Source organism: Peribacillus sp. AS_2, assembly GCF_026891895.1.
GTDB lineage: Bacteria > Bacillota > Bacilli > Bacillales > DSM-1321 > Peribacillus > Peribacillus frigoritolerans.
Genome location: NZ_JAPTGA010000005.1, coordinates 46,293 through 72,582, shown reverse-complemented (window position 1 = coordinate 72,582; position 26,290 = coordinate 46,293). Strand labels below are relative to the sequence as shown.

Genomic DNA, 26,290 nt, shown 5'->3' with positions numbered 1-26,290 from the left:
TCCCTCCTAATCTTCATAGATCGAGATGGCTTTTCTGACATCTCCATCCGCTTTTTCCAGTAACTCCATAGCTTTTTCATAATCTGTTGCCGTTTTTATCATGACAATCGCTGGCTTAACTTGATTATTTGCCTTTTCAAGCATATTCAAAGCTTGATCATAATCAGCATTCGTTACTGTTTCTATGATGTTTACTGCACGATCCTTCAGTTTTTGATTACTGACATTTACATCGACCATCAGATTTTCATAGACTTTGCCCAATCGGATCATTGTTGCCGTTGAAATCATATTGAGTACCATTTTATGTGCGGTTGCCGCTTTCATTCTCGTGGATCCTGTTAACACTTCCGGCCCGACCACCACTTCAATCCCTATATCAGCTTCTTTCGTGATGCTCGAGTTATTATTGCAGGATAAAGCGACCGCTTTAGCCCCGACCTTTCTTGCATAACGCAAAGCACCCTTCACATAAGGAGTGCGCCCGCTTGCCGCAATGCCAATAACCGTATCATTTGCTGTAAGCGCCACGTCAATCAGGTCACTTTCCCCAAACTCTTCTTTATCCTCTGCACCTTCAACAGCCCGAACAAATGCCTTTTCCCCTCCTGCGATTATTCCCAGCACCCTATCAGGCGGAGTGCTGAAAGTCGGGGGACATTCCACAGCATCCAGCACTCCGAGCCTTCCGCTCGTTCCTGCTCCGATGTATATGAGTCTCCCTCCTTTTTTTAACGATTCGCAAGCCCATTCAACTGCCGTTTCAATCTCTGGCAATACCTCCTGAACTGCTGCTGCCACTTTAAAATCTTCTTTATTGATTGCAGAAATGATGTCCATTGTAGTAACACTGTCGATATTCATCGTCTTTTCGTTCCGTAATTCAGTCGTTAATGAACGCAAATGTTCTTCCATAGACTATTAAATCCTCCTATAAACAATCACTTAAATATAATTTCATTTTTTAATAGAAATTAATGAAATTATATTTCATATTATATTCAATGATAGCGTTTTCATTACTTAGAGACAAGATATTTTTGTAAAATTTGTTAACCGGCAATCTCCGTTCTTCAAAACTCGATGCTGGCGGACTTGCATCTATCCCTTTCAGAGTGGCTTAATTTACCCATAGGAGCCTACTATTTTTAGTGTGAATTTTTTCAAAAAAAAAACGTGTACCGTCACCTTATTAGGAACGATACACGCAATTTTGCAAAAAGCTAAACTAGTATACTACTCCAGACCCGGTACACCTGTACTCCTTTACCCAGTTAACGGATCGGGACTACTTTCCCGTTTTCTACTGCACCGACGACAATAGTTGATGCAAATCCTCCATTTTCATCAATTGAGGGAATATCGTATATTTTTTGATCTGGCCCTATATTTGAAAGTCCGTCTTGCATATGTTTACGGATGGCCTTGGCATCATCAACGCTGCCTGCAGATTTCATCGCTTCCACAAACGCATACATCGCGATATAATTCAATCCTACTTCGGAGCTTGGATCTTCCTTATAATTCTTTTGATATTTCTCGACGAATGCAGGCACTGCTTCTTCATCTGAGTCCATCAATGGCAGAACGCCAATCGAGCCTTCCAATGTTTCATATGAACCTGCAATCGGCTTCATTTGATCCAGCTTTGCTTGATCCATGATGATGAAACCGCCTTTAAATCCCAGCTCCCGAGCTTGCTTCGCCACTTTTGCCGTAGGTTCCGAAGCTCCACCGATGAATAGCACATCAGGATCTTTTTTCAAGGCATTTGTGACAATCGTAAAGAAATCGGTTTCTTTGGCGAAATCAATCGAAGAATTATAAACGACTTTTCCGCCTTGCTTTTTCCAATGTGGGAGCACGGCTTCCGTCCAGTCTTTACCGTATTGCGAAGATGTTGGCAAAGCGGCAATTTTCTTGCCGAAATGTTCCATCGCATATTTTGTAAAAGGCTCGATATACCCCTCGTAATTCGGTGGGATTCGAACAGTTAATGAATTTCCGCTCTCGGTCACTGCCGGTTCACTCGTATATGCACCAATGATGAATTCCTCTTGTTCATTAAAAACCTGAAGTGCCAGCACGCCTCCGCTGTGAGGCGTGAATATGATCGGCGTATCATATTCCTGAATTAAACGTTTAGCGTTCGACCCTGTTTCATTAGGTAAGTATTTATCGTCCAACGATACTAAGTTCAACGTGTATTTCTTACCATCTACTTCAAAACCACCAGCATCATTAATTTCATTGACGGCCATTTCGACACCATTCAATGTCCGTTTCCCATATAACGCTGCTGCCCCGCTTAAAGGACCGCTAAAACCGATGTTTACGACATTGTCATTTTTTCCTTTACTGCCACTGCTGGACACAGGGCTATCCCCTTTATTGCACCCGGTCAAAACAGTGATGGTTAGCAGGAGAAAGACAAATAATACTTTCAGTTTTTTCATAAAAATCCCCCATTCAATTTATTCAGGCCCCGATATACGCTTTCCTTACTTCATCATTGGCTAATAGCTCACTTGCTGTCCCTTGAACGACAATTTCCCCATTTTCAAAAACATATCCTTTATCTGCAATGCTTAGGGCAGCATTCGCGTTTTGTTCAGCAAGCAGAACCGTGATTCCTTCGCGGTTTATTTCTTCAATGACTTGAAACATTTGTTCAACAATGAGTGGAGCGAGTCCCACCGAAGGCTCATCAAGCATCAACAATTTCGGTTTTGACATCAAAGCCCTTCCAATTGCGAGCATTTGCTGTTGGCCGCCGCTCAGGCTTCCCGCTTCATCATGATGCTTTTCTTTTAAAATCGGGAATAAGTGATAGACGTATTCCAAGGAATCCTTGATCTCCGCTTTTTTCTTTCGATGCACATAGGCACCCATCCGCAGATTTTCCTGAACGGTCATCTGTGGAAACAGTTTACGTCCTTCGGCACACTGAACGATCCCCTCCCGAACATTCTTATCCGGGGCACGGCCCCCTATCGGCATGCCTTGAAAATGGATTTCCCCCTTGGAAAGCTTACTGATTCCGCTTATGGAACGAAAAGTCGTGCTTTTTCCTGCTCCATTAGCTCCTAGCAAAACAACGATTTCTCCCTCAGCAACTTCGATATTCACATGGTTTATCGCAGTGAAACTTCCATAATTCACGGCGACATCTGTTAACTTAAGCACTGGCACTCCCTCCCAAATAGGCTTTAATGACCGCTTCATTTCCGCGGATTTCCTTAGGAGTGCCCTCGGCAATTTTTTCTCCGTAATTAAGGACCATGATGTGGTCTGCCAAGTTCATGATCATATGCATTTTGTGCTCGATTAAACAAACGGTCAGTCCCGATCGATTCAATTTTTTAATCAGTTCTGTCAAGCCTTCCGTTTCATCCGGGTTGATACCCGCAGCAGGTTCATCAAGAAAGATGATTTCCGGTTCTGTCGCTAGGGCCAGAGCAATGGCTGTCCGTTTCTTTTCCTCCTGTGAGATGCTCGAGACCATTCTGTCAGCCGATTCCGTTAATCCGACAATATCAAGCACCTCCATAGCCTTATCCCTGCAAGCCGCTTCCTCCAGTTTTAAACGTTTTGTTCTTAGAATGGCATCCACCAAATTGGATTTTGTTCGCAGTCTATGACCGACAATGACATTATCCAACACGGTCGATTGATCGAAAAGGCTTGTCGTTTGAAAGGTTCTTGAAATTCCGAGCCCCGCAATTTCATTGGCAGGAAGTTTGGTGATATCTATCCCTTTAAAAAGCACCGTCCCGGAAGTCGGTCGATGAAAGCCACTGATCAAGTTAAAAAAAGTGGATTTCCCTGCACCATTTGGCCCGATTATTGCATTGATTCTACCTTTTTCAATTGAAAAATCCACATTATTGACGGCCGCCAATCCTCCGAAACGCTTTGTCAAATTCTTAGTTTCGATTAGCAAATTCATCCCTCCTCAGCTTTTATGTGCAATTCGCCCCTAACCCCGGACAGTGCATTATTTTTTCGCTTTCTTTGCCAATCAAAGAATGCCCCTGCGATTCCGCGCGGATAAAAGATAATGATCACCGTAAGTAATGGTCCGAATATCAACATTCGATATTCTTGAAGGAATTGCAGATTCTGCGACAGGATTACTAATAATAATGTTCCTACCAATGGACCTGAAAGTGTCCCGATTCCGCCAACCAATAAATACATCAATAGATCGAACATGATGGCAGTTGATCCGATATCAGGTCCAATGAAACGGATGAATGAAGCATACAAGGCACCTGCCAAACCTGCGAAGAATGTGGATAGGACAAATGCGGCTAACTTATTCTTCATTGTGGATATACCAATCGTTTGTGCAAGGTCCTCGCTGTTCCTGATCGCCATATACGTTCTGCCGGTCAATGAGCGTATAATTCGATACATGATTAAAATCACTGCAAGCAGGAAAATGAGAACGAGATAATATTGGGATGCTGCAGTATCGAATGTGATAGGTCCTATATTCCCAGGAGCAGGGATCCCGATCAATCCCCTAACCCCCTCTGTAAGTCCCTCCCATTTATCGATCACCAGATAAATGATGTAACCCACACATAGGGTATAAATCGCGAAAAAGTGTTCCTTTGTCCTTAGCGCAATCAAACCGATTAAAAACCCAATGGCACATGTGATTAAACATGCACATATTAGTGCCAGCCAAAAGTTCATTCCCGCTTTTACTGTGAGCAGTCCAAGAGAATACGCTCCAATCGCAAAAAATCCAGCATGTGCAAGCGAGAGATACCCAGTATAGCCTGATAATAAATTGATTCCATAAACAGCTATCGCCCAGATGAACGAAAGTGTCAGCATATGGAGATAATAATCGTTTTGCGCGATATAGGGGAATGAAAAAGCAAAGACGATAAGAGCGATAATCCCATTTCTTTTCGTTAATATCCTCACACTACCTCTCCCCCTTTGCAAAAAGACCTGTTGGTTTCACCGTTAATATGATGACTAAAAGTATGAATGCAATGATGTCTTTATAATCATTTGAAATATAAGTTGCACCCAGGCTCTCACTGAAACCTAGGATATATCCACCTACGATCGCCCCCGGGATGCTGCCCATTCCACCCAATATGATAATGACGAAGGCTTTTAGGATGACTAAATGCCCCATGCCGGGAAAAACAAGATTAATCGGTGATGCAAGGGATGAAGCGATGGCTGCTAATCCCCCCGATATCATGAAGGTAAGCATCGCGACTTTATTAATGTTGATTCCTACTAATGACGCCCCTTCACGGCTTTGGGACATTGCAATTATCGTCGAACCGGCATAAGTTTTCTTTAGGAAAAGGTAAAGTAAAACCATCACTGCGATAGCTGACACGATGATCAATAATCGCTGAAGTGTGAACGTCAGTCCCAGGATATTGACGACTTGACCATATGGAGAAGTCATAGTATGGAAGTCGGCACCCCAGACAAATTGGGCAAAAGCTTCAAGAAAAAGGAGAATGCCGATGGCTGCAATCTTATCGTGCAACGGAGGTGCCTCCCTTAACAGGCGGAACACGAAACGTTCCAAAAGGACTCCCAACAAACCAACAACGATAATGGATACGAACATGGCCATCCAGTAATTGACCCCATATAATGTCATCATTGACAACGTGATATATCCTCCCAACATATATAGGGCACCGTGTGCAAAGTTCGGAATATGCAAAATTCCATATACTAGCGTCAATCCCAGTGCAACGAGACTATATACGCTGCCAATCGTCAAACCATTAAAAAGCTGCTGGATCAAAATTTCCATTTATTTCCTCCTTGAAAATTAATGAACTTCACTTTGCTGTTCCTGGCTCACAATCCTGTCCATATTTTAAAAGCACAAATCTGTATTAAAAACATTTTCACATACTCTCCCATAGCATCAACATCTCGGGAATGGCCAATAAGCTTTAATTCCCTTTATTCTCCGCCTATAGAAATAGCTTAGGTATTTGTTGTTAGCGCTTTCATTTTTTTCGGGCGTAACGATCGTGCAGACAAGCTGTATTTAGGGAAAGACAATGATTCCATTTTCTGTTTAATGACGGTTTATACATGGTGGCCGTCTGGTTTTTTCACCCCTTTCACCTCGCACCTTCCCATAGGAGAATCATTCCGCAGAATAATTTCCAGATTAATTTCCAGATTAATTTCCAGATTAATTTCCAGATAATAATGCAAGTGCCGTGCCAAACAGTAAATCACCTTCAATAAGGCTATTAACCTGTCTGTGAATTCATTATTGAATTGTAAAATCTCAAAAGTATCGGTTCCATACGGGATGTCCTTCATTCACTATTGACTGAAAAAATCATTTCTGAATCAAAAAAAATTAAAATGGAAAGGAACCAAAAAATCCCGTTTATAACTTCCATCATTTCACATATTAGCAGGCGGGTAATAATGTAAAAAAACACAACCTAAGAACCAATAATTTCCTAAGGTAATAAAGCCCGTCATCCCCAAAAAACGCGTAAATATAATTAGGAATTCAGTCAAAAAGACAGCACCTCCAATTTTGGATAATATCCAAAATTGGAGGTGCTGCTCATACTTACCTATCATTTCCACGACCTCGATATTTTTTAAGTTTCCTGAAAATTTTTGCATGAGGAATCAAGCGCTTCTCCAATTTCATGGTAATTTAGTAGGTTTAAGCCGCTTTCGTCAAGATTTCCTTATCAGCTTTTACCACGGAGATCAGCTAGTAAATTATTGTTAATCCTCAAATCTCTTACCGATCGAATGGGTCACGCATTCATAATGTCTAAGAACCGTTACCTTGCAGTTGTACTTAACACACGATTTAATGTTACCTCACTTTTTAGAGTTAGTTCATCCTTAGGAATTTTTCTACACTTCACTGTTTTTTTCATTTTCACGCTTACGATTCATGTTTTTTAACGCTTTTCTATATTCTTCATCCTTCATAGCCAAACCCTTGATGTTTAAATCTTCCTGAGTCGTATCCTGGAAACATTGAAGGGCTTGGCGGTAGGCCTGATCGTTCATGTGATTAACCTGCCCAACGGAAGCAGTTAGAGTCTGCTCTGGAACCTCTGGAACCAATTCAGATTTGTCAGGTGAATGGATGGCTTCCTTACCAGTTTCGTTTATAACCGTTTCACGTGCCATCTCTTCTTTTGAAGTTGACCAGAAATTAATCTTGAACAATCCCCCAATAACAGCCATAGCCAATCCTATGCAAGCAATAATGGTCACCATCTGACCAACCCCTTACTGTACATGTGTTAGAGTTTGTGTGACTTCCGCTACACGTTTTCCTAAAGCTCTTCCTAACTCTTGGGCTTGCTTAGGAAGCAAATCTGTACTATCAACAGGACAGGACACCCCAACCCCGTAATAAGATCCATATAAAGCATTTTCTGGAACATTACCAGGTAAGCCGACGATAATCATCCCTTGGTGAAGCATTGGAGTAATGAGGTTAAGCATCGTTGCTTCTAATCCTCCATGGACGGTAGCAGTCGTACAAAATACAGCACCAATTTTGTTTATCAGCTTACCTTCTGCCCATAAGAACCCTAATTTATCTATCCAAGCTTTTAATCCAGAGCTAATCGTCCCGAAATGTCCAGGACATCCCCATACAATCGCATCCATTTCTGATAGCTTATATACATCTGCCTGATCCACATGATCTATATGCACTTCACCATACACTTCTTGAGCCCCTTCCGCTATTGAATATGCCAGTGCCTTTGTATGTTCACCTTCACTATCATAGACTACATAGATTTTCATAAAATTCCCCACTCCTCTTGGTTGCATTGATGCGAATTTTCATCTACAACGAGATTTTAACTTTAGCATTCATACCAGGAAGTACTTTGGCGGATTGATTCATAATTGAGATTTTAACAGAAACTTTCTGAGTTACCTTTGTGAAATTGCCCGTATTCGACTCTGGTAAAGACGAAAATACAGATTTAGTAGCATAGCCGATTTCTTCAACTTTTCCTTCGAAAGTTACGTCGGTATCGCCATCTACGTTTATATCCACTGAATCGCCTTTTTCAATATCCTTTAAATCTGTTTCCTTGATGTTAGCTGTAATGTATAAATGCTTGAGGTCTGCAGCTTGGGCTAGCACTTGGCCACCTTGTACTAGCTGGTCATTGCCTGCTCCATTTTTAATAATCGTTCCCTCCATGGTAGACTTTATGGAAACGGCTTGACCTTCTTCATCAATTGTTCCTATTGCCTTTCCTTTTGTAACAGCTTTACCCTCTTTAATATTCCAATCTTTGAGCATACCAGAAGCTGGTGCTACAATTTGAACCATGTCTGCAGATACCTTCGCATCATCGGTTTTAACAAAGTTCTCATTTTGATAATAAAAGTAGGCACCGCCTGCTAGCAAAGCAATTACAACAAGAATACCTAAAATATTGGCAATTATTAAACGACCTTTACTCATACGTATTTCCCCTTTTTATTCGTTTTTTCCAATGGTGCTGGAAGTAAAATGTGCTGCTCTTTCTGCACTAGCGACCTTCCTTTGCCCGTTACAGCCTTTCCGATGGAAGCTAACAACATGATTATGCCTAATACCAGGAGAATGGTAAATAAATCATGGTAAGCACCTAGAAGCGCACCTTTTTGACTATTCTCAACCATTGAATAATAAGCCATGCTTTTTGCCTCTGTAAGTGTATGTCCATTATTGATATAATTGCGGACCAATCCGGCCATCTCTGAGTTAGTTTCGGGATTCAATAGAGATATTTCCCCTCGAACATCTTCATAGTGAATCGCATGCATTCGATAAGCGAACCATCCTAGTACTGGTCCAGCAATTGAACCAAATAAATTTCTCATTGAATGCAGGGATGATGACCGTAGTACTGCCTTGTGAATGTCACCTGCCAGTGCTGTTCCCAATGCCCCTGATAATAGCACCATGCTTACGCCTACGCCTATACAAGCCATTTGAACATTTATTGCCGTTAAAGAAACCTCGGTTCCCATTGATCTCCATTGAATACTGATCATTATGATGATGATGGATCCTACCATTCCCAGCCTGCCTGCACCCCATTTGTCATACAGCAAAGTACAGATGATGCCAGACGCCAAAAAGCCAACAAAAAACCACAAATAAAAATACGTAAGGTATATGAATGGAGGATCAAGAATGTTACTCAAAAACCCATTAGCTCCTGCAATCGCGACGATAAGAGCAATATGAGCAGTTAAAGCCATAATTGTTCCTGAAACTGTTTTTGCTGACCACAATGATCTGATTGGAATAAAGGGATCAACAGCATTAAAATCAACCGCTATGAACAATAACGCCAATAGAAGAGCAATCACAAAAAATGGCCAAACCTGATTTGATGTTAAGCCGCGTTCTTGTAAGTTATACAGCGGGAAAATCAAGTCCAATATTAATAAAGTGAATAAGAAAATTCCTTTCATGTTATGTTTCGTCGTTCCTGAGTTTAACTCTGGCTTCGTTTTGGGTAATATCCTGAACCCTATTACAAGGCAAATGAGGGATGAGAGAATATTTAACAAGAATATCCATCGCCACTCTGAAATACTTAAAGATAAGGATCCAACAAATGCACCTACCGCGCTGCAGCCAAATAAACCACCTATCGCAAACAATATAAACAGATTCCGCACCTTGTTTGGGTAAGACCTTAAACTAAGCGGGAGGATTGTCAGAAACAATACACCTGCCCCTAAACCTTGGAGTGATCTGCCAATGGTGAGCGGAATGATCCCCCAGCATAGAATATTGATGATCGTTCCACCAAGGAATATGAAAATGAAAGTAAGATAAATTTTTCTTATTCCATATTTCATGGGAAGGATACGTCCAAATGGGAGACCTAACGAAAAAGCCAAATTTGAGCAAATGGATGGAAGTAACATAACGTGAGTACTTAAGTTAAGTCCATTTTGAATAACCATTTGATTCAAGATGTAGGAAAGACTTGTAAAGTATTGAGGCCCAAATGAAAATAACGTTAATATAGAAATGAGCACATATTCCGGCAAGAAGGGTTTCTTTATCTCGCCACTCAATACATTATTTTGTGAATTCATATAATTCCCCCTTTCTTTCTAAGCTAATTTTGAATGTCAAATTCCATTCCTTAATATTTTTAAAAGAAAAAAGTCTTCACCATCCATTCATATTGAGCAGTTAAACATGCAACATACCCAAACTTGCTATTTGCAATTTGTATTATACAACATATATAAAATATAGCAATAAAAATATTACCCAAACAAACCTATAACACGGAAAAATGAAAAAGCCTAATTCAAATAAGAACATTTGAATTAGGCTTTTTCATGAAAAGGTTCATTAAAATATGTAATAAACATTACTGGTTCTGCTTATCAAAAATTCGGATTATCTTTGTTTCCAGTTCTTAATATCCTGATTCAAACGTGTTAAATTCCTCTGAAGAACGTTTAAATCTTCCTCTGACCAGTCTTTAAGAATATCGGATAATCTTTCTTGACGAGACTTCTGAGCATTATGTAATATTTCTTGCCCTTCTTTCGTCATGACAATTAAGCTGATTCGTCCGTTTTTCGGATCTGGATAACGGCGAATGAATTCCTTTGACTCCATAGCGGCAACCTGGCGACTTGCGGTAGACACATTCAGTCTCAATTGGTCTGACAATTCATTAATGCCTAGTGGCCCATGCTTATCCAATTCACTTAGCAATAAAAACTCGGATCGATCTAGGTTGCCTATTTGTCTACTGGGGGATGTTGTTAGACGTACAAGCAGGGCTATGTCATATTCAATTAACTGGAGTGAGTCCAAAATCTATATCTCCCTTCTAGTGATTTACTTGAAAAATAATTAGGCTGAACTGTGTAGCTGGTTCTTTATATATATTTTCCAATTAAAATGATCCACTACCCTTGTATGTGTATAAAAACAATATACATGATTTTCAATGGCTTACCAAGTTTTAAAGCTTTATTAAACCCATTTAAATCAATATATTGAATAGGATTTAATCAGATATCTTATTGATAAATTCCCCTGTTTGTCTCTGACATTCTGAAGGTTCGAGCGAAAATCAGTGTTGATAAATTAATTCTGTAACTTCTCATTTTCTTCCTCCCCTGTAAAAATCGGCTTTTCCTCTTATTCATCGGAACTTTAAATAAATTTGTTGATCGAGGAGACTGGTTTCTCAGTAAGACCGTCCTCTCGCCAAAGATGTTTACATCTGGTGAATCTAGGTTGGACACCGCTGCTCCGTTCTATTTTATCTTTTCGTCTTTGGTTCACATTCAATTTATATTTTTTTATTGAATTTTCGCCTCTCGTATAATCAGTCAAAAAAACTGAACCTCCCATTTTTCTAACATTGAGAGGTACAGTTCAAACTCATCTATTCTTTTCCACTGACCTTTAATCGATATTTTTTAAGTTTCCTCACGATTGTTGCCTGACTGGATTCCAGGGCTTCTGCTATTTCATATGTAGTTTGGTAGGTTTGAGCCGCTTTCGTCAAAATTTCCTTTTCGGCTCTTTCCACCGCTTCTTTTAAAGTTAAGGTAGCATTGAGGTTCGGTTGATTCCGATTTTCCGGCTGATATTCTTCCGGAAGGTCGTTAATCGATAATATTCGATTATCCGTCAGCACGACGAGCCTTTCCACAATATTAATCAATTCACGGACATTTCCTGGCCAATCATGTTGATAAAAATATTCCTTCAACCGCGAATCTATTTCTTTTGAGAATTTATATTGTTCGTTTGCTTTTGTTAAAAACAAGTCAGTCAATGCCAAGATATCCTCTCTTCTTTCCCTTAGAGGAGGAATCGTAATCGGAATGACATTCAACCTATAAAAGAGGTCTTCACGAAAATCACCCGTTTTGACCATTTCCGAAAGATTTCGGTTCGTGGCTGCTATTATGCGAACATCGATTTTCTTTGGTTTTGTACCTCCGATTCTTTGAATCTCCCTTTCCTGAAGGGCCCGGAGCAGCTTCACCTGAAGTTGCAGGGGAAGCTCACCGACTTCATCCAGGAATAGGATACCACTCTCTGCAAGCTCAAACATCCCTGGTTTTCCTTTTTGATTGGCTCCGGTAAATGCCCCTCCTTCATATCCAAAGAGCTCGGATTCCAATAAATCAGCGGGAATTGCCCCGCAATTTATTTTGATGAAGTCTCCTTTTTTAGACCGGATGCTCCGATTATAGATATTGCGGGCAAGGACATCCTTTCCAACACCCGTTTCTCCCAGTATGAGTACTGTTGCATCAATATCCGATATTCTTTCTGCTATCTCATAAATCATTTTCATTTTATCACTGACGAATACGACTCCATCTTTGCTCGTTATCTTCCGCAGTTTCTCAATTTCCTGCTTATATTGATGATTCAGTTCATTAGCTTTCGTCAACTCATGCATCAGTTCATTTAAATCAGATAAATCCCTTATATTCGTAACGACTTGCTCTATTTCCCCTTCTGCATTAAAAACGGGACTCCCTGTTATCAATGTTTCCTTTCCCGCAAAATTATCCTGTACGACTGATACCGTTCGTCTCAGCTTCACTACCTTATGAGTCACCGACGCATTCAGTATGCCGCGTTTAATCAATTGGTCCACAGATTTGCCGATATAGTACTCTTTTGGTATGCCTGTGATCCGTTCAATTGCCGAATTGGTATAAAGCGTGATTCCATCTTGATCGGTGATGTATATTCCATCATAGGAATTTTCGATTATTGCATCCAGTGCGCGATTCAATTTATCCGTCTCATGAGCATCAATCAGTAAATCATCCAAAAATTCCGTTTCCCTGCCTATATAAAGAATATTGTCAGCATCCATTTGTTTCATTAATAAAAATAAATACCGTTTATCATGCAGCCTTGCAGCTGCAAGCCTTTTATTATCGAGAAATTGCCACTCATCGAATTGTTCGGTTAATGTATGATTACCATCCTGGCTTAACAATTGATTAAAATAGTTTCCCCAATCCTTAATCCGATTTGCAGAATCCACGACTAGTGCAGGAAAGGTCCACTCTTTGAGCAAATTAAGCTGAGAATCCTGTTTCACTTGATTCATTACTATTCACCTCACCGCCGCAAAAAGAATTCTTTTTAAGTACAATTCTGGATAATTTTCGAAACTCCTTTAAAATTGTCGAATTTCGCTCCTAAAAAAAGTAGTGATGAAATAATTTTCATCACTACTTTACCTCAGTAAGTCTTAAAAATAATCTCTCCACTGATCGCTTCCTTACCTGACTGGTTAGTGGCCGCTACGTTGAAAAAGTATCTATTCCCATTTTTTTCTTTTAGATCCGCTTGAAGAGTTATGACATCATTCAAGAAAACCATCCCTTTGAAACGAATCTTGTATTCTTCGATAAATCCAATTTCATAAAGATTACTGAATAGCTTTGCGAGGTTTCCCATCGTCCACATTCCATGTGCGATGATACCTGGAAGACCAGCATTTTTTGCTTCCTCATCAATGGTATGAATGGGATTGAAATCACCTGATGCGCCGGCATATTTAATGAGGTCCAGTCGTGTTACTGGTGCAAGCTCGATGGAATGTAACGAGTCACCAATATGAAGTTCGGTTAATGTCGTCACTTACTCATCACCATCCTTCTGATCGTTTCATTTAAAATGACAAGCTGTTCAGCAGTGAAGACAATTTCCCCATTTACATCCGTCCCATAATTTTTAAACGCTAGAAATCCCATTTCCCCTTGTTTCCCTTTTTTCTCATAATAGTCTTTCACTTCCGTATAACAGGTGATTTCTTCCCCTACCTTAAGCGGCCTGTTATAGCGATAAACCTGCTCACCGTGAATCAAGCCTTTATTCGGGAGATTTAAGCTTTCAATCGTCCCAAAATCAAAGACCCTTGGGAAAGTTGGTGGAGCGATATTCGTACCGTACCTTGATTGCCTGCCTGTTTCTTCATCAATGAAAATCGGGTGGGGATCACCAATCGATAATGCGAATTTTTTAACGGCTCCCCGTTCAACTATATTTTTAACGGGGTTGGATCGTTTTCCAATACTTTCGTTGAACATAACATCCCGCCTTTTCCCTTAATTTTTTGGACCGCCCGCAACATATAAAACCTGCCCGCTAATGAATGAGGATGCCTCATCGGCAAAGAATGCAACAGCATGAGCAATATCACTTGGCAAACCGCTTCTGGCAACTGGAATACTGTTTGCCCTATCCTGGATGAATTGTTCAAAACTCACTCCCACCCGCCTAGCTGTTTCTTTCGTCATTTCGGTTTCGATAAAGCCTGGTGCAACCGAATTAGCCGTTATCCCATATTTGCCAAGTTCAATCGCCAGTGTTTTTGTTAACCCCTGAAGCCCAGCTTTTGCGGCTGAATAATTAGCCTGCCCGCGGTTCCCAAGGGCCGAAGTGGATGATATATTGATGATTCTTCCGTACTTATTTGCAACCATATGCTTCTGGGCGGCACGTACTGCATTGAAAGTACCTTTTAAATGCACATCCATTACCGTCTGCCAATCAGAATCGGTCATTTTAAAAAGTAAATTATCCCGGATGACCCCAGCATTATTCACGAGAATATCAAGGGATCCGAATGTGTCGGCTATTTCTTTTATCGATGCTTCCACCTCTTCTGGATTGACCACGTTGGCCACTTTGGTAAAAATGGTATAACCCTTATCCCTTAGTTCATTTCCTGTTGCTGTCAAAACCTCTTCGTTGATATCGATAATCGCCACGTTTGCGCCTTCACTGGCAAACAGTTCGACGATCGCCCGGCCAATCCCCCTGCTTCCACCTGTAACTAAAGCCGTTTTCCCTGAAAATCTCCCTGTCATAATCGTCTCCTCCTAATCTATTATAAAAATTGCCCTACTTTAACATGTCCCTTAATCAAATTTCGGGAAATGATCATACGCTGTATTTCATCCGTACCATCATAAATCCTCCAAAGCCTGGCTTCGCGGTACCAGCGTTCGATGGGAAGCTCCTTCGTATAGCCCATGCCACCGTGAATCTGCAATACACGATCAACGACCCGATTCCCCATATTGGCTCCATAGAGTTTAGCCATTGAAGCTAAATGGCGGTTGTCTTCTCCATTATCAAGTGTAAAAGCCGCATTCAATACAAGCCATCTAGCAGCTTCAATTTCTACGGCCGAATCAGCTATCTGCCATTGAATGGCCTGGCGCTCAGCGATCGGTTTACCGAAAGTTACTCGTTCTTTAGCGTATTCTATAGCCATTTGCAGCAATCTTTCTGCAGAACCGACAGCACGTGCGCCCACGATCCATCTTGCAAACCCAATCCATTCCAAGCCTAGTTTATAACCGCCATGCACTTCCCCCAAGATGTTTTCTTCGGGTACCCTGACATTATCAAAAACTAAACCGGCCGGTCCCCATTCTCCCATCGTATTGATATATTCTGATCTCCAGCCCATATCACGGTCTACAATGAAACAGGTTACCCCTTCCGTCCCGGTTGCTTGATGACGTTCTTTGTCAGTTACGGCAATGACCATGACGAAATCGGCATCATTTCCTCCAGTGATGAATGTTTTTTCTCCGTTAAGCACCCATTCATTTCCTTCTTTTACTGCCGTCATTTTAATATTTCGCGTATCGGACCCAGCCCCCGGCTCCGTCATGGCAAAACAGGACTTTTTCTCACCATTAATAGTAGGGATCAGATATTTCTGTTTCTGTTCTTCATTTGCATAATAAAGGATGTTATCAGCCGAACCTCCAAAGCTGAATGGTACAAACGTTTTTGACACTTCCATCAAGACAATTGCCATCATGAGCTGACCTAGGTCTGCCCCGCCATATTCCTCCGGGGTATTGATGCCCCAAAACCCCGCTTTTTTTGCTTTTTCCTGTAAATCTTTCAATGTCCCCTCTGGTAAACTAGGTTTCCCTGCCATTTCATTGCGAAGCACTTCATTTTCCAATGGAATCAATTCATTTTCCACGAACTTGCGTATTGTTTTTTGTACCATTTTTTGTTCATCTGATAGACGTAAATCCATATTAACCCCTCCGCTTTCCAATTAGACTAGTTTTGATATTTTCTCTTCAATTGTCCGGTAATGATATTTTTTTGGATTTCGGACGTACCTTCATATATTCTGGTGATTCGGGCATCCCGATAGAAACGTTCAACTGGATAATCCTTCATGTATCCCATCCCGCCATGAATCTGTACGGCTTTATCAGCGACACGATTATATACTTCCGAACCATACAACTTAAGCATGGCCGCTTCTTTAATGATTTTTTCTTTCTGATCGACCATCCATGCGACCCTGTATGTGAATGAGCGAAGTGCTTCTATTTCCATTGCCATCTCGGCAATCATATGGGATACGGCTTGATGATCAATGATCGGGACATTGAATTGTTCACGTTCTGTGGCATATTTGGTAGAAAGATCGAGCAGGTATTGACAGGACCCCAAATTACGGGCAGCAAGGCCTGCCCGGCCATTTGCAAGGATTTTCAAGGCATTTACATACCCTTGGCCGACGTCCCCCAGTACATTTTCAGCAGGAACCTCGCAATCTTCAAAAAATAATTCGGCCGAATGTGAGCCTCGAAGACCCATCTTCCTTTCCAGGCTACCAACTCTAAAACCCGGAAAATCCTTTTCTACTATGAATGAGGTGATCCCTTTCGCCCCTTTATCTTTGTCCGTAACGGCCATAACTGTAAAAATATCTGCTACATCTGCATTCGTTATATAATGCTTGGTACCATTTAAAATATATTTATCTCCATTTTTGACCGCCGTCATTTTGAGATTCGTAGCATGGGACCCCGCTGCAGGCTCAGTTAAAGCAAAAGCGCCAATTCTATTACCGCTTGCCATATCTGGTAGATACTTTTCCTTTTGCATTTCATTGCCCATTTCAACTATCCCTACCGTCCCTATACCGGTGTGGGCCCCTATCAGAGTGGTATATCCATTATGTGTTTTGCCGATTTCCTCATATAAAGCACATTTTCCCACCATCCCGATTCCGAGTCCGCCATACCTTTCCGGGATACTAAGTCCGAATAGCCCGATTTCCTTCGATAAATTTATGATCGATTCCGGGATATGATCATCATCCTCTATCTGCATGGAAAATGGATCGATTTGTTCTTCGATAAACTGGCGTATATTTTCTTTAAGTAGCAGGATGTCTTCATCTAAACGAAAGTCCATTTGCATTCCCCTTTATCTGCGAATTGGTTGTTAACGCTTTCATATTTAGTTCGAATGAGCGATATGTTTTTCTAGAAGCTTGCGTTTTAAAATTTTACCGACCGCCGTCTTCGGAAGTTCACTTTCAAATGTGATTGCTTTTGGGACCTTGAAGGCAGCGAGCTGCTTTCGGCAATAATCCTTCAATTCGTTTTCAGTTATTCTTTCACTTGGTTTAAGAACTACCGCTGCATGTACCGTTTCACCGCGATATTGATCGGGAACGCCAAAGACGGCAGCTTCAAGTACCTTAGGGTGGCTGTATAGTATATCTTCAATTTCAATTGGATAAATATTGAATCCGCCTGCGATGATCATCTCTTTCTTCCGTCCCACAATGTAAAAGAAGCCATCTTCATCCATTTTGGCCATATCACCGGTATGCAGCCATCCGTTTTGAATCGTCTTCTTCGTCTCTTCAGGCATGCCCCAATAACCTTTCATCACCTGTGGACCCTTTATGACCAATTCACCTGGTGTATCAACCAAGAGGGCTGGCTCTCCTGTAATGCTGTCAATTATGGCGGCATCCGTATTTTGTATGGGAATCCCGATACTTCCTGGTTTTTGCAGGCCGCTGACTGGATTCCGGTGCGTGACTGGTGACGCCTCGGACAATCCATAGCCCTCAGCAATCTTTGTTCCACTAAGTTCGCTGAACCTTGACAATACATTCAATGGCAATGGTGACGAACCCGAAACGCAAGATGTCAAAGTATGCAAATCAAATGGATGGGACTGGTAATATTGTAATAAAGCAATATACATCGTCGGTACCCCTGGAAAAATAGTCGGTTTAAGATTAGTGATAATATCGACGATCTCCGTTACCTGAAATCGGGATACAAGAATTAATTCCCCGCCATTATAAAACGTCAGGTTCATCCCTGAAGTCATGCCGTAAACATGAAATAATGGGGAAACGCCCAGTACCCTTTCCTTCCCCTTTTGAGTATTGATTCTTGAAGTGGCTGCACTTTGCAGCGTATTGGCTACGATATTACGATGGGTTAGCATCGCGCCTTTAGAACGCCCTGTCGTTCCCCCAGTATATTGGAGGACGGCGACATCTCTAGCAGGTTCAATCTTCACAGTGAAATCCGCCTCTGTTACAGATAGCAGTTTTTTTGACATTTCACATTTGCCCTTTTCCAGCGACACGCTCAGCACCTTTTCTACATCGGTTTCAGCTATGACAGCTTCAACTATGGGCAATAAATCGTCGAGTACAATGATGTGCCTTGCACCTGAATCTTTCAGGACATGCATTAATTCGTTCGCCTTATACATTGGATTGATTTGGACAACAATGGCTCCATTCAAAAGAGTTCCAAAAAAACCAATAGGATATTGGGGACAATTAGGAAGCATGATAGCCACACGATCTCCCTTTCCAATCCCTTCATCAGCAAGCAAGCGGGCACATTTTTTCACTAACTTCCCCAACTCTGAATATGTATACCTTTTCTCCATGAACGTTATCGCTGTATTATCCGAATACTGTTCGACTGATTGAAAAAAAAGTTCAGTCAATGAAATTTCAGGAATATCAATCTCTATTGGATTTCCGGACGGGATATGCTTTATCCAAGGTCTATCCATTTGTCCTCCCCTTTCTTCATTCAAAAATAAAGAAGTCATACTAACAACATGCAAGGAGTGTGCCAAAAATAAATCGTTTTGATACGTTGATTCAGTTAATGCTAAAATTCAAAATTGAATTATTTGCTGCGTTCTTAATAATTCCAGGTTCATAATACTAGGATTTAAATTTGACTCAATAACTCATTTTTGAATTAAGACATTGCTTTCGTATAAAGGCCCAACTGTAGTACTGGCCTGTGGATATACTGATCATTTTCAAGAAAATAAAACGGGATGCTGATCAAGGTCAGCATCCCGTTCAAAAAGTGATTCACTGCTCCATGGCGGTGTCATCTTCCAATGATATTTTCCATAATTCTTTCGCTTTTCCACTAACCGTTTCATCAAAAACAAATGATCCATTCGTATATCGATCATGATTTTTTAATGAAGCGGCATGAATCGTTTCAATGGTTCCCTTTTCGGAAAGAATGAATAGACTGTCGGTTTTGTTAATGATATCGAAACCAATGACCCTATGAGGATTCGATTTCAATTCCCTCAAGACCACGACTCCGCGTTTTGCCCGGCTCGTTTTTTCAAACTCGGTTAATTTCATTTTCTTAATGGCCCCGCGCTGTGTAACGATAAAGATCGATTCTTTACTATCCTTGGCCAAAACCTTTCCGCCAATGACATAGTCATTTTCTTTCAAGTTAATCCCTTTGACTCCCGCTGCCCGGACACCGACAACACTTACTTCTTCTTCATCAAACCATAAACCATAGCCATTATGAGTGACTAGGAAAAGGTCAGCCTGTCCATTCGTATGATGGACATCGACCAGTTCATCGTCACCTTTTAAATTGACACCAACCAGCGGTTTTGAATGACGCTGAGCTTTATAGGAAGCTAATTCTGTCTTTTTCACCATACCATTTTTCGTGATGAAAACTAAGAATTCCGGCATGGTAAAATCTTTGATTGGAATCGCTTTTATGATTTGCTCTTCCCTGTCGATTGGAATGATGTTAGCGATATGCTGACCGGTTTCCTTCCAGCGAATATCAGGAAGCTGATGAACTGGACAATAGAGGTAGTTCCCTTTGGACGTGAACAGCAACAGGACATCTGTTGTATTCATCTCCAGCCTCTGGAGCAGGCGATCGGAATCCTTCATGCCAAAATCAAGCCCTCCTGACGCTGCATAAGATCGTAACGATGTCCGTTTGACATAGCCTTCTTTCGTCACGGTAACCATTACGTCTTCACTCGCAATCAAGACTTCAAGATTTATTTTGATTTCTTCAATTTCTTTTTCGATTTTGGAACGCCGTCCGTCATCAAAACCCTTTTTAATGAATCGAAGTTCTTTTTTAATTACTTGAAGAAGAACCTTTTCACTTCCAAGAATCTTTGTCAATTCTTCAATTTTGTCCTTCAATTCCGCTGCCTCTGCTTCAAGTGCAGTAATATCCGTATTTGTCAGCCTATATAACTGCAAGGAGACAATGGCTTCAGCTTGCGCTTCTGTAAAAGCAAATTTAGCTATGAGGTTATCTTTAGCGTTCCGTTTGTCTTTGGATGCCCGGATGACAGCGATGACTTCATCTAATATGGATAAAGCTTTCACTAATCCATCGACGATATGTGCCCTGTCATGTGCCTTTTGCAGCTCATAACGTGAACGGTTCACGATTACCTCTTTACGGTGTTCGATATAAGCATCGAGCATTTTAGGCAGGCTCATCAATGTTGGCCGCTTTTTATAAATTGCAACCATATTGAAATTGTAGGCAATTTGGAGATCGGAATTTTTATATAAATAATGCAGGACTCCATTTGCATCTGCTTCTTTTTTCAGTTCGATGACAATGCGCAGTCCTGTACGGTCGGTCTCATCCCTTACTTCGGCGATACCTTCCACTTTCCGGTCTAGACGGAATTCATCCATTTTCTTAACAAGGTTTGCTTTATTGACTTCATATGGGATTTCAGTGATGACGATTTGCTGTTTGCCGCCCCGAATCGTTTCCACTTCCGCCAACCCGCGAATGATTATTTTCCCTTTACCTGTTTCATAGGCCTTACGAATGCCCTCAATTCCTTGAATGATACCGCCAGTAGGAAAATCCGGCCCTTTAATGACAGTCATTAAATCAGCGACTGTCGCTTCCGGCTTATCGATTCGCATAATGGCAGCATCAATGACTTCACCTAGTTGATGTGGCGGGATTTCAGTGGCATAGCCGGCTGAAATTCCTGTAGAGCCGTTTACAAGCAGGTTAGGGAACATTGCAGGCAAAACAATGGGCTCTTCAGAAGTATCATCAAAGTTCGGTACAAAATCGACCGTCCTTTTTTCAATATCCCGCAGCATCTCGGAGGCAATCGATGAAAGCCTCGCTTCCGTATACCGCATCGCAGCAGGCGGATCACCATCAATGCTACCATTGTTTCCGTGCATTTGGACCATTACCTTCCGCAGCTTCCAGTCTTGGCTCATCCGAACCATTGCCTCATAAACGGATGAATCTCCGTGAGGGTGATAGTTACCAATTACATTACCGACCGTTTTTGCGGATTTTCTGAATCCTTTTTCCTGAGTATTTCCTTCGACATGCATCGCATACAATATCCTGCGCTGCACCGGTTTTAAGCCGTCCCTTGCATCAGGAAGTGCCCGATCTTGGATGATATATTTACTATAACGCCCGAAGCGGTCACCAATTACCTCTTCTAGCGGCAAATCTCGAAACGTTTCTTCAAATACCATCGTTAATGACCTCCTCTTCAATCGACATATTTTCATTATCTAAAATATTCGATTCCTCTTCGAGACCAAAAGCGACATTGGCTTCAATCCACTTACGACGCGGTTCAACCTTATCTCCCATCAACGTTGTCACACGTCTTTCTGCACGTGCTCCATCATCGATCTTCACACGTATCAATGTCCTTGTTTCCGGGTTCATGGTGGTATCCCATAATTGATCGGCATTCATCTCACCCAGCCCTTTATAGCGCTGAATCATATAGCCTTTCCCCACCTTGTCTATCGCTCCCTGAAGTTCCTCGTCGCTCCAAGCATATTCAATGACTTCTTTCTTGCCTGTCCCTTTGCTCACTTTATATAAAGGGGGCAAGGCAATGTAAACCTTTCCAGCCTCTATTAACGGCTTCATATAGCGATAAAAGAATGTCAGCAGCAGCACTTGGATATGGGCACCATCCGTATCTGCATCAGTCATGATGATCACTTTATCATAGTTAGTGTCCGGCGTATTGAACTCCGCCCCGACACCCCCGCCGATGGCATGGATGATCGTATTTATTTCCTCGTTCTTAAAAATATCCGCCAGTTTTGCCTTTTCCGTATTGATAACTTTACCCCGCAAAGGCAGAACTGCTTGGAAACGGCGATCCCGCCCTTGTTTAGCCGATCCCCCAGCAGAGTCACCTTCTACAAGATACAATTCATTTCGTTCGGGATTTTTCGATTGGGCCGGTGTTAATTTCCCGGAAAGGATGGCATCGGATTTTTTCCGTTTCTTCCCGCTTCTTGCGTCTTCACGGGCTTTGCGTGCCGCTTCCCTTGCCTGGAACGCTTTAATCGCTTTTTTAACCAATAGGGTACTTGTGGTCGGATCTTCTTCAAAAAAGTAGGCTAGGTGCTCTGATACGATGGAATCGACTGCAGAACGGGCTTCGCTGGTTCCAAGTTTGCTTTTGGTTTGTCCTTCGAATTGAAGAAGTTCTTCAGGGATGCGCACTGAAATGATTGAAGACAAGCCTTCACGTATATCGGTACCTTCGAGGTTTTTATCTTTTTCCTTTAATAGCCCCATTTTTCTGGCATAATCATTGAATGCCCGTGTCATGGCCGTTTTTGCACCAATCTCATGGGTGCCCCCATCTTTTGTACGAACGTTATTCACGAAGCTTAGAATATTTTCTGAATAACCATCGTTGAATTGAAAGGCAAGTTCGACTTCGATCCCATTTTGTTCCCCTTCTAAGCTGACTACACTATGGAGTGTCTCTTTCTCTTCATTTAAATAATCGACAAACGCTTCAATGCCATTTTCATAGTGAAAAATTTCATTATGGTCGTTACGCTCATCCGTCAATTCTATCTTCATGCCTTTTAAAAGAAAAGCTGATTCGCGAAGGCGCTCACACAGGATTTCATAATTAAAAGTCGTCACCGAAAATATTTTAGGATCGGGCTTGAAGTGGATTTTGGTCCCAGCTTGATTTGTTTTGCCGATTTTCTCCAGTGTGGTTTCTGGCTTTCCGCCATTGAAAAAACGTTGTTCGTAAATAAACCCGTCCCTCTTGATTGTCACGACAAGCCATTCAGACAACGCGTTAACGACCGAAGCACCGACTCCATGAAGGCCTCCGCTCGTTTTATATCCGCCTTGTCCAAATTTACCTCCAGCATGAAGAATCGTTAAAATGACCTCAGGCGTCGGTTTACCTAATTTATGCATGCCAATAGGCATTCCACGCCCTTTATCGGACACACTTACACTGTTATCTTTATGTATTTTCACACTAATTTGGTCTCCATATCCAGCTAAAGCCTCATCTACGGAGTTATCTACAATCTCGTACACTAAATGATGAAGTCCGCGTGCATCAGTACTGCCGATATACATACCGGGACGTTTTCTGACCGCTTCGAGTCCTTCCAGTACCTGAATTGCATCATCATTGTACTCGATTGTTTTTACTTTCTTTGCCACAGAAATTCCCCTTTCCTTACTAAACACAATTTCCGGGCCAAATCATACTGCAATGAAATGACTCACTAGCTTAACAAATCCATTAATACGTTATTATCATTATAACAAGTATAATACTTTCACGAACAAAGAACAAGTGTTCTATTTTTTTGTCCTTTTTATTAGCGTTAGCACATTTGTGTGGAACAAAACGTATCATAGCTACCATTCTAATTGTAGCGGTAAATTTTCATTTGGCAAATATACTTTTATATTTAAATCAAATTAAGCTTTAATGGCTTAATTTTGCCCGACCGCTCAATGCCCGCTATGGCTGCCTTTCAGTTTTTCTCCAGAAATAAAGCGATACCTTAAAAAAAGAGCGGAAGTTCCGCTCTTCATTTTACTTAGTAAGGGCGTGTTCGACTTTTATACATCGATTCATGATGACAGTATGTCCTTTTTCTTTCAAAAAATTATAGGCTTCTTCATTTTCCACTCCTAGCTGCGCCCAAAAGATATCTGCATCGATTTCTGCAAATTCCTTGGCTATCTCCGGAAGGAACTCTGAACGGCGGAAAACATTGACGATATCGACGTGCCCTTCAATATCTTTCAGGGCTTTTACTGCCTTTACACCCAGCACTTCAGCTACAGCAGGGTTTACCGGGATGATTTCGTATCCGCTATCCTGCATGGCCTTCGATACCATATAAGAAGTGCGCTCAGGGTTATCAGATAAACCGACGACAGCGATGCGCTTCGATTTTTTCAACATCTTTCCCATTTCTTCCCTGCTTGGATTTTCTATCATTCTTTTCAATCCCCTTTTATAATAAAATGTAATATTTGATTAAAGAGTATTCCTAACAAAGGTATTTTACAGAGAAAAGCTGTTTATTACCATTATTAAGAAAAATCATTATACAAGAAAGAATAAGTTTAGAAAAGGCATGACTCACTTAACTTTCTTATGTTCATACAGACTACCACGTATTGTAACAATTTATACAAGGAGGCATCGTTCATTATATATTTACGAAAATAAGGAAGTCTGAACCTTTTACCGTTCATGAACTTAACGTATATCAAAAGATGTAGGTCCATCAAGGAAAATTCATTTTTTTAGTGGATTTTTTTTGGACAGCCGTACCATTTTGTCACGAAAATGTTACAATAAGAGAAGCTTAACAGGTATTTCAGGGCTGTTTTTAGCTATTTCTACACGTTTATTTTTGAAAAAGGGAACAATCTTCCTTAAACGTGATAAAAAAAGAAGATTTTTCTTAAAGAAAGGGTAATAGAATGCTTACATTTATCACTATACTGGCTGCCTACCTGATCGGTTCGATTCCGTCCGGTTTAATAATCGGTAAAACATTTTACAAAATCGACATCCGGGAGCATGGCAGTAAAAATCTAGGCGGGACAAATACCTTCAGGACACTTGGTGTCAAGGCAGGTCTAACCGTTACTATCATGGATATACTTAAGGGTACCCTAGCAACTTATCTGCCGTATATGCTAGGCGTGGAAATGCATTTATTGCTAGCCGGAGTTATTGCGGTAATCGGTCATATGTTTCCCATTTTTGCAAATTTTCGGGGCGGAAAAGCCGTGGCAACTTCTGCTGGTGTCATTCTTGCTTATGAACCATGGTTTTTTGTCTTTGCCGTCATCATTTTCTTTATATCCTTATACATATCCAAATATGTCTCGCTTTCATCCATGATTGCTTGTCTACTTGCTCTCATCTACAGTTTAGTTTTTCATATTAAAGATTTGCCGCTCATTATTGTAATCAGTTTAATAACGATTTTCATTTTTTACCGGCATCGCGCAAACATCAAGCGGATTATCGATAAAACTGAACCTAAAGTAAAATGGTTATAAGAACATGTGCATTACCATGTGAAGATAGGCCCGTATGCAAGGGCCTATTTTCCATTCTACAATTCATTTGTAAGTCATGCCTCGAAACCTTTTCACTAATTGCTGTTCGAGATTGAGTATCTATCCTATCGCTGATATTAAAGCCCGCTGCTCATCTTCATTCTTGGTTTGTTCAAAGACGATTCTTTGCAAGTGATTCTTTACATTTTGAAAACCGGGTGAATACCACCGGGGCTGTAAGCCAATACAATAATGAGTCTTCGCCACTTTGTCCGCAATTTAACAAAATCATCGTCAATCACACCATTGAATAAAGATAACATATGAGTAATTAACGTTTTTCTCAATCTTCCCACTGTGCTGTGCACCGTTATAATCCCTTTCAATTCAGGAACCTGCAGAATTTTGATAAAAGGCATCAACAACTCCCTCGACCTGGGGTTCGATTGCCTCTCTAAAATATTGATCAGCTTTAAAACATATTCCGTTAAATAGATGATATTAACCTGAAGTTTCACCTGTTCACTGCTTACATCCAATATGCCATCTGTTTCATTTGCTTTTTGAAACCAGTGCTTCACTTTTATGAAAATCCCCATATCCCACTCCCCGGATTTTGAAAATCACGACAAAGCTAATCCATTATACCTGACAATAAAATGAGATCCTTTATACCTATTTAATTGAAATTAAGTCAGGTTACCCTCGAAAAAGCGATTCTTTTGGTCTATTTATATTTCATTCTGGACTCCACACGATTCTTTTG

Annotated in this window: 22 protein-coding genes and 1 pseudogene; 1 reads left to right on the top strand and 22 read right to left on the bottom strand. The window is 41.0% G+C overall.

The window, feature by feature from the left end; genetic code table 11:
* Nucleotides 1-6: 6 nt before the first annotated feature.
* From murQ to OTG27_RS10455, 21 genes are all read right to left on the bottom strand, one after another.
* Complete coding sequence (gene murQ / locus OTG27_RS10555) at nucleotides 7-915, bottom strand: N-acetylmuramic acid 6-phosphate etherase (protein ID WP_268936866.1); 909 nt, start codon at nucleotides 913-915, stop codon at nucleotides 7-9.
* 359 nt (nucleotides 916-1,274) lie between these two features.
* Nucleotides 1,275-2,456 (bottom strand): ABC transporter substrate-binding protein, encoded by a 1,182-nt coding sequence (locus OTG27_RS10550; protein ID WP_268936865.1) that lies wholly within the window; start codon nucleotides 2,454-2,456, stop codon nucleotides 1,275-1,277.
* 22 nt (nucleotides 2,457-2,478) lie between these two features.
* Nucleotides 2,479-3,186, bottom strand: a complete 708-nt coding sequence (locus tag OTG27_RS10545; protein ID WP_063576370.1) for an ABC transporter ATP-binding protein — start codon at nucleotides 3,184-3,186, stop codon at nucleotides 2,479-2,481.
* A complete protein-coding gene (locus tag OTG27_RS10540; RefSeq protein WP_374941256.1) occupies nucleotides 3,179-3,949 on the bottom strand; it encodes an ABC transporter ATP-binding protein in 771 nt (256 codons plus the stop codon). The genes OTG27_RS10545 and OTG27_RS10540 overlap by 8 nt, the downstream gene beginning before the upstream one ends.
* Complete coding sequence (locus tag OTG27_RS10535; RefSeq protein WP_374941255.1) at nucleotides 3,946-4,941, bottom strand: branched-chain amino acid ABC transporter permease; 996 nt, start codon at nucleotides 4,939-4,941, stop codon at nucleotides 3,946-3,948. The genes OTG27_RS10540 and OTG27_RS10535 overlap by 4 nt, the downstream gene beginning before the upstream one ends.
* A gap of 1 nt (nucleotide 4,942) precedes the next feature.
* Nucleotides 4,943-5,806 carry a branched-chain amino acid ABC transporter permease gene (locus OTG27_RS10530; protein ID WP_034312368.1) on the bottom strand — a complete coding sequence of 288 codons (864 nt, stop codon included), beginning with the start codon at nucleotides 5,804-5,806 and terminating at the stop codon, nucleotides 4,943-4,945.
* A gap of 1,088 nt (nucleotides 5,807-6,894) precedes the next feature.
* Nucleotides 6,895-7,266 carry a hypothetical protein gene (locus OTG27_RS10525; protein WP_268936863.1) on the bottom strand — a complete coding sequence of 124 codons (372 nt, stop codon included), beginning with the start codon at nucleotides 7,264-7,266 and terminating at the stop codon, nucleotides 6,895-6,897.
* A gap of 12 nt (nucleotides 7,267-7,278) precedes the next feature.
* Complete coding sequence (locus OTG27_RS10520; protein ID WP_268936862.1) at nucleotides 7,279-7,806, bottom strand: NAD(P)H-dependent oxidoreductase; 528 nt, start codon at nucleotides 7,804-7,806, stop codon at nucleotides 7,279-7,281.
* A gap of 43 nt (nucleotides 7,807-7,849) precedes the next feature.
* Nucleotides 7,850-8,482, bottom strand: coding sequence for an HlyD family secretion protein (locus OTG27_RS10515; RefSeq protein ID WP_268936861.1), 633 nt, complete (start codon nucleotides 8,480-8,482; stop codon nucleotides 7,850-7,852).
* Nucleotides 8,479-10,119 carry an MFS transporter gene (locus OTG27_RS10510; protein WP_268936860.1) on the bottom strand — a complete coding sequence of 547 codons (1,641 nt, stop codon included), beginning with the start codon at nucleotides 10,117-10,119 and terminating at the stop codon, nucleotides 8,479-8,481. Before OTG27_RS10510 ends, OTG27_RS10515 begins: the two co-directional genes overlap by 4 nt.
* A gap of 313 nt (nucleotides 10,120-10,432) precedes the next feature.
* On the bottom strand, nucleotides 10,433-10,858 hold the full coding sequence (locus tag OTG27_RS10505; RefSeq protein ID WP_053534838.1) for a MarR family winged helix-turn-helix transcriptional regulator: 426 nt from the start codon (nucleotides 10,856-10,858) through the stop codon (nucleotides 10,433-10,435).
* A 580-nt stretch (nucleotides 10,859-11,438) separates the two neighbouring features.
* Complete coding sequence (locus tag OTG27_RS10500; RefSeq protein WP_082854641.1) at nucleotides 11,439-13,136, bottom strand: sigma-54 interaction domain-containing protein; 1,698 nt, start codon at nucleotides 13,134-13,136, stop codon at nucleotides 11,439-11,441.
* A 134-nt stretch (nucleotides 13,137-13,270) separates the two neighbouring features.
* Entirely contained in the window at nucleotides 13,271-13,672 is a 402-nt protein-coding gene (locus tag OTG27_RS10495; protein WP_268936859.1) for a MaoC/PaaZ C-terminal domain-containing protein, read from the bottom strand.
* Complete coding sequence (locus OTG27_RS10490) at nucleotides 13,669-14,121, bottom strand: MaoC family dehydratase N-terminal domain-containing protein (protein WP_095678347.1); 453 nt, start codon at nucleotides 14,119-14,121, stop codon at nucleotides 13,669-13,671. Before OTG27_RS10490 ends, OTG27_RS10495 begins: the two co-directional genes overlap by 4 nt.
* Before the next feature lie 18 nt (nucleotides 14,122-14,139).
* Nucleotides 14,140-14,904, bottom strand: a complete 765-nt coding sequence (locus tag OTG27_RS10485) for an SDR family oxidoreductase (protein WP_057277805.1) — start codon at nucleotides 14,902-14,904, stop codon at nucleotides 14,140-14,142.
* A 20-nt stretch (nucleotides 14,905-14,924) separates the two neighbouring features.
* Nucleotides 14,925-16,100, bottom strand: coding sequence for an acyl-CoA dehydrogenase family protein (locus OTG27_RS10480; protein ID WP_057277806.1), 1,176 nt, complete (start codon nucleotides 16,098-16,100; stop codon nucleotides 14,925-14,927).
* Between the two features lie 26 nt (nucleotides 16,101-16,126).
* A complete protein-coding gene (locus OTG27_RS10475; RefSeq protein ID WP_268936858.1) occupies nucleotides 16,127-17,278 on the bottom strand; it encodes an acyl-CoA dehydrogenase family protein in 1,152 nt (383 codons plus the stop codon).
* 45 nt (nucleotides 17,279-17,323) lie between these two features.
* Complete coding sequence (locus OTG27_RS10470; protein WP_268936857.1) at nucleotides 17,324-18,919, bottom strand: long-chain-fatty-acid--CoA ligase; 1,596 nt, start codon at nucleotides 18,917-18,919, stop codon at nucleotides 17,324-17,326.
* Between the two features lie 313 nt (nucleotides 18,920-19,232).
* Nucleotides 19,233-21,677, bottom strand: coding sequence for a DNA topoisomerase IV subunit A (parC, locus tag OTG27_RS10465; protein ID WP_057277809.1), 2,445 nt, complete (start codon nucleotides 21,675-21,677; stop codon nucleotides 19,233-19,235).
* Nucleotides 21,667-23,652 (bottom strand): DNA topoisomerase IV subunit B, encoded by a 1,986-nt coding sequence (gene parE, locus OTG27_RS10460; protein ID WP_241588750.1) that lies wholly within the window; start codon nucleotides 23,650-23,652, stop codon nucleotides 21,667-21,669. Before parE ends, parC begins: the two co-directional genes overlap by 11 nt.
* A 382-nt stretch (nucleotides 23,653-24,034) precedes the next feature.
* Complete coding sequence (locus OTG27_RS10455; RefSeq protein ID WP_063576383.1) at nucleotides 24,035-24,445, bottom strand: CoA-binding protein; 411 nt, start codon at nucleotides 24,443-24,445, stop codon at nucleotides 24,035-24,037.
* Between the two features lie 491 nt (nucleotides 24,446-24,936).
* On the opposite strand from OTG27_RS10455, the gene plsY reads away from it, so the two are divergent.
* Nucleotides 24,937-25,524: a glycerol-3-phosphate 1-O-acyltransferase PlsY gene (gene plsY / locus OTG27_RS10450; RefSeq protein WP_268936856.1), complete on the top strand. Its 588-nt coding sequence runs from the start codon at nucleotides 24,937-24,939 to the stop codon at nucleotides 25,522-25,524.
* A 120-nt stretch (nucleotides 25,525-25,644) separates the two neighbouring features.
* On the opposite strand, the pseudogene OTG27_RS10445 reads toward plsY, so the two are convergent.
* A pseudogene (locus tag OTG27_RS10445) lies at nucleotides 25,645-26,123 on the bottom strand (protoglobin domain-containing protein).
* Nucleotides 26,124-26,290 lie beyond the last annotated feature (167 nt).